Annotated in this window: 10 protein-coding genes, 1 tRNA gene and 1 pseudogene; 5 read left to right on the top strand and 7 right to left on the bottom strand. The window is 65.5% G+C overall.

Annotated features, from left to right (window positions below; genetic code table 11):
- The first annotated feature begins 242 nt into the window (after positions 1 to 242).
- Positions 243 to 1061, top strand: a complete 819-nt coding sequence (locus tag AAFG16_RS01660; protein ID WP_342736798.1) for a uracil-DNA glycosylase — start codon at positions 243 to 245, stop codon at positions 1059 to 1061.
- On the top strand, positions 1058 to 2683 hold the full coding sequence (locus AAFG16_RS01655; protein ID WP_342736796.1) for an amidohydrolase family protein: 1626 nt from the start codon (positions 1058 to 1060) through the stop codon (positions 2681 to 2683). Before AAFG16_RS01660 ends, AAFG16_RS01655 begins: the two co-directional genes overlap by 4 nt.
- On the opposite strand, the gene AAFG16_RS01650 is transcribed toward AAFG16_RS01655, so the two are convergent.
- Together AAFG16_RS01650 and AAFG16_RS01645 are read right to left on the bottom strand one after the other, a co-directional pair.
- Entirely contained in the window at positions 2680 to 3714 is a 1035-nt protein-coding gene (locus tag AAFG16_RS01650; RefSeq protein WP_283083282.1) for an aldo/keto reductase, read from the bottom strand. The genes AAFG16_RS01655 and AAFG16_RS01650 overlap by 4 nt on opposite strands.
- Before the next feature lie 11 nt (positions 3715 to 3725).
- Positions 3726 to 4907: an MFS transporter gene (locus AAFG16_RS01645; protein ID WP_342736793.1), complete on the bottom strand. Its 1182-nt coding sequence runs from the start codon at positions 4905 to 4907 to the stop codon at positions 3726 to 3728.
- Between the two features lie 98 nt (positions 4908 to 5005).
- Here AAFG16_RS01645 and AAFG16_RS01640 point away from each other — a divergent pair, with 98 nt between their 5' ends.
- Positions 5006 to 5959 (top strand): LysR family transcriptional regulator, encoded by a 954-nt coding sequence (locus AAFG16_RS01640; protein ID WP_342736791.1) that lies wholly within the window; start codon positions 5006 to 5008, stop codon positions 5957 to 5959.
- 124 nt (positions 5960 to 6083) lie between these two features.
- Here AAFG16_RS01640 and AAFG16_RS01635 read toward each other — a convergent pair.
- The 3 genes and pseudogenes from AAFG16_RS01635 to AAFG16_RS01625 all read right to left on the bottom strand — a co-directional run.
- Positions 6084 to 6346 (bottom strand): annotated as a pseudogene (locus tag AAFG16_RS01635) (hypothetical protein); the annotation flags it as partial.
- A gap of 9 nt (positions 6347 to 6355) precedes the next feature.
- The gene (locus AAFG16_RS01630) at positions 6356 to 7246 is read right to left on the bottom strand and encodes a sigma-70 family RNA polymerase sigma factor (protein WP_342736789.1); all 891 of its coding nucleotides are present in this window, start codon (positions 7244 to 7246) and stop codon (positions 6356 to 6358) included.
- 20 nt (positions 7247 to 7266) lie between these two features.
- Positions 7267 to 7575 (bottom strand): hypothetical protein, encoded by a 309-nt coding sequence (locus tag AAFG16_RS01625; protein ID WP_283087138.1) that lies wholly within the window; start codon positions 7573 to 7575, stop codon positions 7267 to 7269.
- 263 nt (positions 7576 to 7838) lie between these two features.
- Between AAFG16_RS01625 and AAFG16_RS01620 the strand changes: the two genes are divergently transcribed.
- Positions 7839 to 9245: a DHA2 family efflux MFS transporter permease subunit gene (locus tag AAFG16_RS01620; protein WP_342736787.1), complete on the top strand. Its 1407-nt coding sequence runs from the start codon at positions 7839 to 7841 to the stop codon at positions 9243 to 9245.
- Between the two features lie 55 nt (positions 9246 to 9300).
- Here the strand turns inward: AAFG16_RS01620 and AAFG16_RS01615 are convergent.
- Positions 9301 to 9390: transfer RNA gene (locus AAFG16_RS01615), tRNA-Ser, on the bottom strand.
- Positions 9391 to 9586: 196 nt separating this feature from the next.
- Here AAFG16_RS01615 and AAFG16_RS01610 point away from each other — a divergent pair.
- On the top strand, positions 9587 to 9928 hold the full coding sequence (locus AAFG16_RS01610; protein ID WP_342741099.1) for a hypothetical protein: 342 nt from the start codon (positions 9587 to 9589) through the stop codon (positions 9926 to 9928).
- A 130-nt stretch (positions 9929 to 10058) separates the two neighbouring features.
- Here AAFG16_RS01610 and AAFG16_RS01605 read toward each other — a convergent pair whose 3' ends face one another.
- Complete coding sequence (locus AAFG16_RS01605; RefSeq protein WP_283083275.1) at positions 10059 to 11522, bottom strand: trehalose-6-phosphate synthase; 1464 nt, start codon at positions 11520 to 11522, stop codon at positions 10059 to 10061.
- Positions 11523 to 11564 lie beyond the last annotated feature (42 nt).

Here is an 11564-nt window from a genome sequence, read left to right as displayed (position 1 = left end):
ACAGCTCTCAACGGCTGTGCTTCGTTCGAGATCGAATCGCTTCCGTCGAAGGGGCTCGGAATGATCGATTCGTCAGCCAACTCCGCCTCTTTGCGTCGCGCTCATTGAGGCCCTCTTAGGTCCTCTCTCCTGACCCATATTGCGGTTGAATATGACGGCGAATTACCGCTAAGATTGCGACATTGCGACCAGCTTTTTTCGACGCAGCCATTTCGACCGCGACCATTATCGGAGCAATTGCCATGCTCACGGAATTCGACGGCGGATACGACCAACAGCCATTTCGCGATCTATGCGCCGACTATCCCGGCGCCGAGGCCTACGATCCACACGATTTCCGGATCGAGTGGGGTCCGATCTTTCACCGCGGCCGCCTCGACGGATCGGCGCGCGTGCTCGTCGTCGGTCAAGATCCGGCCCAGCACGAAACCATCGTACGCAGGATCCTGGTCGGCACCGCGGGCCGCCGGACGCAGGGTTTTCTGGCGAAGCTCGGCGTCACGCAGAGCTACGTCATGGTGAACACCTTCCTGTACAGCGTCTATGGGCAGAGCGGCGGGAGCAAGCACAAGAATGAGCCGGGCATCGTCGGCTATCGCAACAAATGGCTGAAAGCGGTGCTCGCGCCCGGCAACATCGAAGCCGTGGTCTCGCTCGGCGGCCTTGCGGACGAGGCCTGGAAGGCCTGGCTCAAGACGTCCGATGGCGCGGCCTACAAGACGCTTCCCTATCAGCACATCCCGCACCCGACCTGGCCGGAAAGCTCGGCGCATGATGCCGCCACCCAGGCCGCGAACACCAAGATCATGCTGACCAAGTGGAATGCCGCGCTCGCAGCTCTCGTACCCACGATCATGCATCCCGATGTGCCGACGACGCTGGTGCCCTATGGCGACGCCTTCAAGCCTGCCGAGCTCGTCGACATCATCGCGAAGGATCTTCCCGCTGGCCTGCCGGCCTGGATGCGCGGCGATGCGGCATGGGCGGTGCGCCAGGGCACTGACGCGGCGACCAAACGACGCACGATCACCATCACCATACCCGACGGGGTGATCCCATGAGCCCGGCCGCAAATCCGAAGCGCTGGGCCCTGACCGGGCGGATCGTGACGATGGCGGCCGAGGGCGAGGTCATCAAGAGCGGGACGATCTTCATCGAGGACAGTCGCATCGCCGCGGTCGTGCCCAAGGGACAGCCGGCCCCGGCGGGCTTCGAGGCGGTCGTTCCGGTCGCAACCGGCGGCACCATCTATCCCGGCCTGATCGAACTGCACAATCACCTCAGCTACAACATCCTGCCGCTCTGGCGTGTGCCGCAGCTCTACGGCAATCGTGACCAGTGGCAGAACGCCAAATCGTACAAGACGTCCGTGACCGGACCCATGAGCGCGATTGCGCTGGCCGATGACGGCTCGCTGCTGCCGGCTCTGGTTCGCTACGTCGAAGCCAAATGCCTGGTCGCGGGCACGACGACGAGCCAGGGGATCACGCTGTCGAACTGGAGCGGCACGATCCACAAATACTACAAAGGCGCGCTGCGTGCCGCCGAGATCGGCAGTCCTCCCGACCTTCCGCGGGCGCACTCGAAGATTCCCGACATCGACGCCGAGGATTGGGCGAAGTTCGACAACGAGCTGAAATCGTCGGCGTGCTTCCTGCTGCACCTCAGCGAAGGCATCGATGCCAAGGCGCACAGCCACTTCCTCGCCTTGCGCAACGGCTCGGGCGATTGGGCGATCGAGCCGTCGCTGGCCGGCATTCACTGCACGGCGCTCGATGCGACCGATTTCGGAACCATGGCACAGCACCAGGCGAAGGTGGTCTGGTCTCCCCTGAGCAATCTGCTGCTCTATGGGAAGACGACGGATGTCGCCGCCGCGCGCACAGCCGGCCTTAACATCGCGCTCGGCTCGGACTGGTCGCCATCCGGCAGCAAGAATCTCTTGGGTGAGCTGAAAGCGGCGAAGGTCGTCTCGGCGCATTTCAATCTCGGCTTCAGTGATTACGATATTGTCTCGATGGCGACGCGCAATCCGGCAACGATCCTGAAATGGGATGCCAAGCTCGGGACGATCGCCCAGGGCAAGTTCGCCGATCTGCTGGTCGTGAAGGGCGTCACCGGCGATCCCTACGGCCATCTGATCAAGTCGCGCGAGCAGGATGTCGTGCTGGTGGTGATCGGCGGACGGCCGCGCTATGGAACGAAAAGCGCCATGCAAAAAGCGAGCGGAGTCGGCGAAGCGCTCAAGATCGGCAGCAGTGCGCGGGTGATCGACTTCACCTCGCCCGACCAGGACCCGGGGATCGAGAACATCACGCTGGTGGAGGCGACGAACCGCCTGGCCGCTGCGCTTGGCAATCTCGGCACGCTGCAACCGCACAGCCTCGCGATGTCGGCGGCGATCGCCGGCGGAACCGTGTCGCGCACAGGTTGGCGCCTCGCGCTCGACGAGCAGTTCGGCAACAATGTCCAACTGCGTCCGCGGCTCGTCTATAACGGCGACCGGACCGGTCCCGATTTGCAGGCCGCCGCTGCGGCGGCGCCCGAGCCGCTGCATCCGATCAAGCTGGATGGCCTCACGGTGGCGGGCGATGCCGCCTTCCTGGACACGCTGAAGAGCGAGTCGAATCTCCCGCCGGGAATCGCAACGGCCATCGCGGCATTCTACCAGTCGCCGGCCTAGACCGGCGGCGGGTTCAGCCGCGCAAAGCCCTCCTGGATGCGATAGGGGTAATAGGGATAAGGCGGCATCACCGCGCTCGCCTCGTCGAGCCGCTTGATCTGGTCCGCGCTCAGCGACCAGCCGACCGCACCGAGATTGTCGCGCAGCTGCCCCTCGTCGCGCGCGCCGATGATCACGGAGGAGACCGTGGGACGCGAGAGCAACCAGGCGATCGCGACCTGCGGCACGGTGCGGCCGGTCTCTGCGGCAATCGCATCCAGCACGTCGACCACGGCGTACAGACGGTCCTCGTCCACGGGCGGGCCGAACTGTGCGGTGGCGTGCAGGCGGCTTCCTTGCGGCAGCGGCTGGCCGCGCCGGATCTTTCCGGTGAGCCGGCCCCAGCCGAGCGGGCTCCAGACCAGCGCGCCGACGCCTTGGTCGCGCGCGAGCGGCATCAGCTCCCACTCATAGTCGCGGCCGAGCAATGAGTAGTAGACCTGGTGCGCGACGTAGCGCGGCCAGCCGTGCCGGTCCGCGATGGCGAGCGACTTCATCAGCTGCCAGCCCGCAAAATTCGAGACGCCGACATAGCGCAGCTTGCCGGCGCGCACGAGCGCGTCGAGCGTCGACAGCACCTCCTCGATCGGCGTGAACGCGTCGAAGGCATGAAGCTGGAGCAGGTCGATCGTGTCGGTGCCGAGGCGGCGCAGCGCCGCTTCGACCGATGACAGCAGCCGCTGCCGGGAGGAGCCGGCGTCGAGCGGACCATCGCCCATCGGCAGGCTCATCTTGGTCGAGATCAGCACCTTGTCGCGACGGCCCTTGATCGCGGCGCCGAGAATCTCCTCCGACGCACCGTTCGAATAGACATCGGCGCTGTCGAACAGATTGACGCCAGAATCGAGGCAGATGTCGATCAGCCTGCGCGCCTCCTCCGCGCCGCTGCGGCCCCAGGCCGAGAACAGCGGGCCCTGGCCGCCGAACGTACCGGTGCCGAAGCTGAGGACGGGGACTTTGAGGCCCGAGGCGCCTAGATTGCGGTACTCCATGATCGCGCTCCCTATTCCGCCGGACATGCCGCGGCCGCGACAGTCGTGCGGTCGAGCTGGAGGCTCCAGAGCGCGAGCAACAGGCCGACCGCCGTGATGCCGGCTGCGACCAGCGGCAGCGCGGAGAGGCCGAGCCCGCGATCGATGGTGACGCCGCCGGCCCAGGCGCCGAGCGCATTGCCGAGATTGAACGCGGCGATGTTGAGGCTGGAGGCCAGCGTGCGGCCACTGGGGCCGGCCGCTTCCAGCACGCGCAGCTGAAGCGGCGCGACGGTTGCGAAGGCGGCAATGCCGAGCAGCAGGATCAGCGCGATGGCGGCGATCTTGACCGACAGCAGGGCGGCCAGGCCGAGCAACACGATCGCGAGCGCGGCGAGCGTGCCGATCAGCGCACGCGCAAGGCCACGATCGGCGAGTTTGCCGCCAGCGACGTTGCCGATCGCAAGGCCAACGCCGAACACCAGCAGGATCGGCGACACCGCAGCCTCCGAAAAACCGGTGAAGCGCGTCAGGATCGGCTGGATATAGGTGAAGACGACGAACAGGCCCGCGAAGCCGAACACGGTCATGGCGAGGCCGAGCAGCACCTGCGGACGGCCGAGCACCGCGACCTCCTCCGCGAGCGAGATCGGCTTGTCGTCCTTGCCGACATGGCCGGGCACGAGTGCGGCCACCACGGCAAACGCAATCGCGCCGATCACCGTTACCGCCCAGAACGCCGCGCGCCAGCCGAGCATCAGGCCGAACCAGGCCCCGAACGGCACGCCCAGCAGCGTTGCGACCGTGAGGCCGATGAACATGGTGGCAATGGCGGAGGCGCGCTTGTCTTCAGCGACGAGGCCGGTTGCGACCACCGAGCCGACGCCGAAGAACGTGCCGTGCGCGAGCGAGGTCAGCACCCGCGCCGCCATCAGCAATTCATAGTTCGGCGCGAGCGCGCAGGCCGCATTGCCGAGCGTGAAGATCGCCATCAGCGCCAGCAGCACGGTTTTCCGCGGCATTTTGCGCGTCGCCAGCGTGAGGACCGGCGCGCCCACGAATACGCCAAGAGCGTAACCGGAGATCAGCAGGCCGGCGACCGGCACGGAGACATGCATGTCGGCGGCGACCTGCAGCAAGAGGCCCATGATGATGAATTCGGTGGTGCCGATGCCAAAGGCACCGGCGGTGAGGGCGAGGACGGCGGGAGGCATGCGTTGCTCCAATGGATGAGACGAACCACGCAGATAGCTGCACCGCGGCAAAACCATTAGAATGCCCGCAATCCAATCATTTGTGACGTGAATTCAACATGGCCCGTTTCGACACCAACCGCTCCGCCGAGATGGAAGTTTTCGTCCGCGTCGTCGATCTCGGCGGCTTCACCCAGGCCGCGCGAAAACTGCGGCTGACGCCGTCGGGCGTGAGCAAGCTGATCTCGCGGCTGGAGGCGCGGCTCGGCTCCCGGCTGATCAACCGCACCACGCGCAAGCTCACGCTGACCGAGGAAGGCCAGGCATTTTACGACCGCGCCGTGCGCATCCTCAGCGAGATGGAGGAAGCCGAGCGCGAGGCGGCCTCGGGGGCGGCGCCGCGCGGCCGCCTGACCGTCAACAGCAACATCCCATTCGGCATGTTGCATGTGATGCCGCTGATCCCGCGCTTCATGGCGCAGCATCCCGACGTCACGCTCGATCTCGTGCTGACCGATACGCTGATCGACCTGATGCAGGAGCGCGCCGACGTCGCCATCCGCGTCGGCCCGCTGCGGGCCTCGCGCCTGGTCGCGCGCAAGCTCGGCACCAGCCGCATGGTCGTGGTCGGCGCTCCAAACTACCTCGCCCGCTGCGGCGCGCCGAAGACACCGGCCGATCTCGCCGATCACCGCGGTATCGGCTGGACCTTTCCGCGCAGCATCCGCGGCTGGCCGTTCAAGCGCGGCGACCACGCCGAGGAAGCTGTGCCACCACCGGCCGCGCGCGCCAGCGACGGCGAGGCCGCCCGCCGCCTCTGCCTTGGCGGCGTGGGACTAGCCCGCCTCGCCCTCTTCCATATCGGCCCCGACATCGAAGCTGGGCGTCTTGTCCCAGTCCTCCAAAACTACAATCCCGGCGACCGCGAAGACATCCACGCCGTCTATGTCGGCCACACCGCGCCGCTACCCGCCCGCGTGCGCGCCTTCATCGATTTCCTCGCTGAGCACGTGCGAGTGAGCGACCCCGCGCTGAAGCGCGCGGGGGATGGGCGGTGGAAATTGGTGAGATGAGGCTGATGGCGGCGAGAGTGTCGGTCAATCCTCATTGAATTGTCATGCCGCACCCGCTTGATGGCTCCCAAAGCATGATGCCGCGAGTCACGCGGCATCATTCGCTTCCTGGAGGCAAGCGAAGCTAGAACTTCATCGTAATGCCGCTGTACAGGCTCGATTCGGTGCAGGTGTTGTTGCTCACGCCCGGCGATATCATGCAGAGCTTGCTGACCTTGTGATCGAGACCGTATTTGTTTTGTCAGTAGCGATAGGCCACCCAGACATCGATATAGGCGAAAATTTCGGACCCCATATCGCCTTGGATGCATCGAACGTCAGACGGATCGGCTCGGAGTTGAGGGAGATTTTCGTCATCGAGTTGGCCGGCGCCGCGACGGGCAACGGATTGTCCCCTCACCCTCTATCCACGACCCACTCGGCGGCATCGATAACGTACGCCGCGTGACGAAAATCCCTGATGGTGGCGAGCTTGTCGGCGGACCAGTTCAGCAGCATGAAGTATTTCGGCCGCCCGTTCGGCTCATTCGGATCGAACACCAGGATCGCGGGACGCCCCTCGACCTGCCCCGTCACCAGTTGCCAGTCGTTGACCTTGGAATAATTGCCGAAATAGCGCGACACCTCGGCCTTGCCTTTCAGCCTGGTGCGGTTGACGAGCTCCAGCCTGACGTCATCGGCGATCATGGCGCGGATCGCGTCGAAGTCGCGGGCATTGAAATGGCCGACATAGGCGTTGAGCCGCGCGCGATCGGCTTTCGACAGGCCCGGCTGCGGCGCGTCGTCCGGCTCCTCGGCGAACTCACGCAGCTGCGTGCGCCCACGATGCAGCGCGGCCTTCACCGCCGGCAGGCCGAAATCCATGATGTCGCAGACCTCGGCAAGCGAGCAGCCGAGCACGTCCATCAGGATCACGCTGGACCGCTGCACCACCGGCAGCCGCATGAAGGTGCGCAGGCTGGTCGCAGCGATCTGGCGGCTTTCCAAATCATCGAGCTGGTCGGCAATCATCTCGACCTCCTCAGCCGCATGCAGCGCCTCCTGCCGGTTGCGGCGGCGCAGGAAATCCAGCGCGGTGTTGTGCGCGATGCGGAACAACCAGCCCTCCGGACTGACGACGGGCGAGACCGATTGCAGCGCTCCCATCGCCTTGATCAGTGCATCCTGCAGCACATCCTCACCGTCGATGACCGAGCCGACCATGCGCGCGCAGTAGCGATGCAGCTTCGGCCGCATCCGCGCCAGCAGCGCCTCGATATCGACGGTGGCCAGCGGGTCTGGCGCCATTGTTCCTCCGCCTCGCCTGTTCAGGACTCGTCCAGCATACGGTAATTGCCGACGATCCTCACATCACGAACCAGCGGCGGCTCTGCGCAACGGTCGCGGATGCCGTCCTGGAACGCCTGAAAAGCCTTGAGTTTCGGGATCGGGCTCGAGCCGTCCTCGGCCGTGGCCTCGACAAAGTGGATGAAGGTGTCGTCCTCCAGCCGCAGCGTCAGATAGCGCACGCCGTCCGGCCCGGCCGCCTTCAATTCCGCAAATACGGCCGAAACCAGTTCGGCGTTCCTGTCGGCCAGCTCCGGCTTGGCCTTGTACCTGATCAATGTCCTTCTCATCGCGCGCTCCTTGCTCATGTCGCGACCTGGCTCGCTCATCGCGCGCCATCTTTCCATTTCAGCATGGCTTTCCCAGACAACCGGTGCTCCGCTTTTCCGGATCAAGCTCGCGTCAATGGCCGCGTCACTCCTAGGACGTTTGCCGGCCGGCAAAGGATGCGGCCCGGGAAAGATTAATTTCGGGCGCATCCTTTGCCCCTCCGGTCTCGTCTAGCCCGCAGAACGCGCCGCGACAGGGTGGTGCGGCATATGGAGAGTGGGCAATGCAGACCCCGACCAATCGCGCCGAGAAGAACTGGGTGCTTGGCGTCACCGCGCTGGCATCCTTCATGATGGCGCTGGACGCCATGATCATTACGACGGCATTCGCGACCATCCGCGCCGAATTCGGTAGCCCGGTCGAGACGCTGCAATGGACCGTCAACGCCTTCAACCTGACCTTTGCCGTGCTGCTCTTGACTGGCGCCGCGCTAGGCGACCGCTTCGGTCGCCGCCGCATGTTCGCGGCCGGGATCGCCCTGTTCGTCGTTGCGTCAGTGGCCTGTGCGCTCGCCGGCAACGCCACCGCGCTGATCGCTGCCCGCGCGCTGCAGGGCACCGGCGCCGCGCTGGTGATGCCGCTGGCGATGGCGATCCTGAGCGGCACGTTCGGCCGTGAGGAGCGCGCCCGCGCGCTCGGCATTTTCAGCAGCATCACCGGCTGCGCGCTGATCGTCGGCCCGGCCATCGGCGGCTTCATCACCGAACATCTCGGCTGGCGCTGGGTGTTCTGGATCAACCTGCCGATCGGCCTGATCGCGATCGCCCTGGTGCTGGCACGGTTGCGCGAAAGCTTCGGACCGGCCGCCGCATTGGACATCCCCGGACTGTCGCTCGTCGCCCTCGCAGCGCTCGCGCTGGTCTGGAGCCTGTTGCGCGGCAACGCCGTGGGGTGGGCGAGCGCCGAGGTCATGGGCACGCTGATGTCAGGCCTGGTGTTCACCGCCGGCTTCGTGCTCTGGGAATTGCGCGCGGCCGCGCCGATGGTGCCGATGCGGCTGTTTGCATCGCGCGCCCTCGCCTCCGGCATGTCCGCAAGCGTCCTGTTCTACGCCGCGATGTATGGCGTATTGTTCCTGCTGCCGCAGTTCCTGCAGACCACCCTGGGCTTCGACGCCTTCGGCGCCGGACTTCGCCTGCTCCCATGGACGGCGACGCTGTTCGTCACCGCCCCGATCGCCGGCGCGGTCGTCAACAGACTAGGCGAGCGGCCGCTGGTGGTGACGGGATTGCTGATGCAGGCGATCGGCCTTGGCTGGATCGCGGAGATCGTGAGCCCCGCGGTTGCCTATTCCGCTCTGGTCGCGCCGCTGGTGCTGGCCGGCGTCGGCGTCTCGATGGCGATGCCTGCAGCCCAGAACGCGATCCTGAGCTCGGTCGCGGTGGCCGAAATGGGCAAGGCGTCCGGCATCTTCAACATGGGCCGCTTCCTCGGCGGCATGTTCGGCATCGCTGCGCTGGTGGCGAACTTCTCGGCCAACGGCGGGGTCGATTCGGCCGCGCATTTCGAGAGCGGATTCGCTGCTGCGATGATGCTCGCCGCAACGCTGTCGTTGGCCGGCGCGATCGCCGGATTTTTCCTACCGGCACGGCGACGGACCGCCGGCGCAGCCGCGACGCAAGATGCGTGACGCTCACAGGGATAGGCCTGTGCCCGGTATCTCGTTGGTGCGAAGGGTGTGATGCTGGCGGAGAGAGTGGGATTCGAACCCACGGTACGGTTTCCCGCACACACGCTTTCCAAGCGTGCGCCTTAAGCCACTCGGCCATCTCTCCGGAGCGCCCTCTCTTGAAGGGGCGGCGGTGATTTTGCAAGGGATCGCGGGGAAATCGGGCGATTTTTCCGCAACATATTGTATTTGCAAAAGAATATCGCGCGTCGCGAAACCGTTCGGAACCGCCCATAGGCTGAACCGGCGGCGGGTTTGGCGCGACGATTCACCTGAGCCCACCAATGACCACCGGGGACGCCATGACCATCCGCAAGACCATCGCCGCACTGAGCCTGATTTCGGCCCTTGGCTCCGCCTTAGCCGGGCCGGCCCTGGCCCAGGTCTGCACCCGGCAGGGCGTCGACGTGAGCTGCGACGACGGGCGGCGCGGAATCCTGTCGGGTGACGCCATCCTCTGGCCGGACGGCACGCGCTCGAGCTCGACGCCGCATCAGAGCGTCATCATCGGCAACAAGAGCTCGATCCATGTCGGCCCCGGCGTGTTCGTCGGCAAGGGCAAGGGCATGGTGCCGCTGGACGATCCGAACGCGCCGAACAAGCGGCAGTGCGCGATCCTGGATGGCGTGTCGTATTGTTATTGAGGTTGGAGCCACGCTCTATACCGTCATGCCCGGGCTGGTCCCGGGCATCCACGTTGTTGAGGCCGCGTGGCAAGGCGTGGATGGCCGGGTCAAGCCCGGCCATGACGAGTTGATAGAGCCTACGAAAACGCTAAATCAACCGCACGCCCGAGATCGCCGATTTCAGCCAGCGCAGTGCCTGCGGCGGCTGGGCTGCGAGCGGGGCGACCGCCGCCTTCTCGGTGCGGCACTTCTCCAGCTCGGCGACGAAGTCCGCCGACCATTGCTGGATGGTGTGACCGCGCAGCTTTTTCATCATCGCCTCCCAGCGCATCTTGCGCTCGGTGAGCGGCATCGCGGCGGCAACCGCGATGGCGCGCGCCATGCCGTCGATGTCGTGCGGATTGACCAGCAGCGCGGTGTCGAGCTCGTTGGCGGCGCCGGCGAATTTCGACAGCACCAGCACGCCCGGATCCGCCGGATTCTGCGCGGCGACATATTCCTTGGCAACCAGGTTCATGCCGTCATGCAGCGGCGTCACCACGCCGACCTGCGCGGTGCGATAGAGGCCCGCGAGCACGGCCTGGCTGAAGCCTTTGTTCAGGTAGCGGATCGGCGTCCAGTCGACCTCGCCATGGCGGCCGTTGACGTCGGTGACGAGGCGCGCGACCTCGTTCTGGAGGTTGCCATAGGCCTCGATGCCGCCGCGCGAGGGATTGGCGATCTGGAGCAGCGAGATGCTGCGCGAAAATTGCGGCTGCTCGGTCCAGAGCCGGTCGAACGCGCTGATGCGGTTGACGAGACCCTTGGAATAGTCGAGCCGGTCGACGCCAATGGCGAGACGCTCGCCATTGAGGCTGCGGCGCAGCCGCGAGACATCGGGATGCGACGCCGACTTCGCGGCATAGGCTGCGAACTTCTCCGCATCGATGCCGATCGGGAAGACCTCGCAGCGGGTGCGGCCGTGCTGCGAAAGCACGAGACCATCCTCGACGACGAGGCCGAGCTCACCGCCGACATAGGAGAGGAAGTTCTGGCGATCCTCCTCGGTCTGGAAGCCGATGAGATCGTAGGCCAGCATCGCCGTGATCAACTCGCGATGATGCGGCACGCCCTGCATCACCGCGGCGACCGGCCACGGCGTGTGCAGGAAGAAGCCGATGGGATCATCGACGGCGAGATCGCGCAGCTCCGCGCCGAGCGCGAGGAAATGGTAGTCCTGCACCCAGAATGCGGTCTTGGGTTTGCGGAAGCGCATCAAGGCGCGCGCCATGAAGGCGTTGACCTCGCGATAGCTGACATAGTCGTCGCGCGAGACACGGATCAGATCGCTGCGCGAATGCAGCGCCGGCCACAGCGCCGAATTGGCAAAGCCTTCGTAATAGCCGCCGTAATGCGCTGCAGGCAGATCCAGCGTCGCGATCGCGCCGGAACCCAACGCCTCGACCTCGGCAAACGGTTCCTTCTGATGGCCGTCGCGCACGCGGCCGGAGGAACCCACCCAAATCGCTCCTGAATGTTCAACAACTGGCAGCAACGCGGCCGCCAAGCCGCCCGTCATGGGCTCGTTGGGCTTGCCGCGCGCGACACGATTTGAAACGACAACCAAGTTCACAGGTCGTCCCCTCCTGTTCATTCCACCCCGTTTAACTGCCGT

Source organism: Bradyrhizobium sp. B117, from assembly GCF_038969555.1.
In the GTDB taxonomy this organism is placed as follows: Bacteria; Pseudomonadota; Alphaproteobacteria; order Rhizobiales; family Xanthobacteraceae; genus Bradyrhizobium.
Note: the sequence above shows the minus strand (reverse complement) of the source record. Positions and strands in the feature narration are given on the sequence as shown.

Coding starts and splice junctions, on each gene's coding strand:
- AAFG16_RS01660 (WP_342736798.1), top strand. CDS start 243: ATGCTCACGGAATTCGACGGCGGATACGACCAACAGCCATTTCGCGAT.
- AAFG16_RS01655 (WP_342736796.1), top strand. CDS start 1,058: ATGAGCCCGGCCGCAAATCCGAAGCGCTGGGCCCTGACCGGGCGGATC.
- AAFG16_RS01650 (WP_283083282.1), bottom strand. CDS start 3,714: ATGGAGTACCGCAATCTAGGCGCCTCGGGCCTCAAAGTCCCCGTCCTC.
- AAFG16_RS01645 (WP_342736793.1), bottom strand. CDS start 4,907: ATGCCTCCCGCCGTCCTCGCCCTCACCGCCGGTGCCTTTGGCATCGGC.
- AAFG16_RS01640 (WP_342736791.1), top strand. CDS start 5,006: ATGGCCCGTTTCGACACCAACCGCTCCGCCGAGATGGAAGTTTTCGTC.
- AAFG16_RS01630 (WP_342736789.1), bottom strand. CDS start 7,246: ATGGCGCCAGACCCGCTGGCCACCGTCGATATCGAGGCGCTGCTGGCG.
- AAFG16_RS01625 (WP_283087138.1), bottom strand. CDS start 7,575: ATGAGAAGGACATTGATCAGGTACAAGGCCAAGCCGGAGCTGGCCGAC.
- AAFG16_RS01620 (WP_342736787.1), top strand. CDS start 7,839: ATGCAGACCCCGACCAATCGCGCCGAGAAGAACTGGGTGCTTGGCGTC.
- AAFG16_RS01610 (WP_342741099.1), top strand. CDS start 9,587: ATGACCATCCGCAAGACCATCGCCGCACTGAGCCTGATTTCGGCCCTT.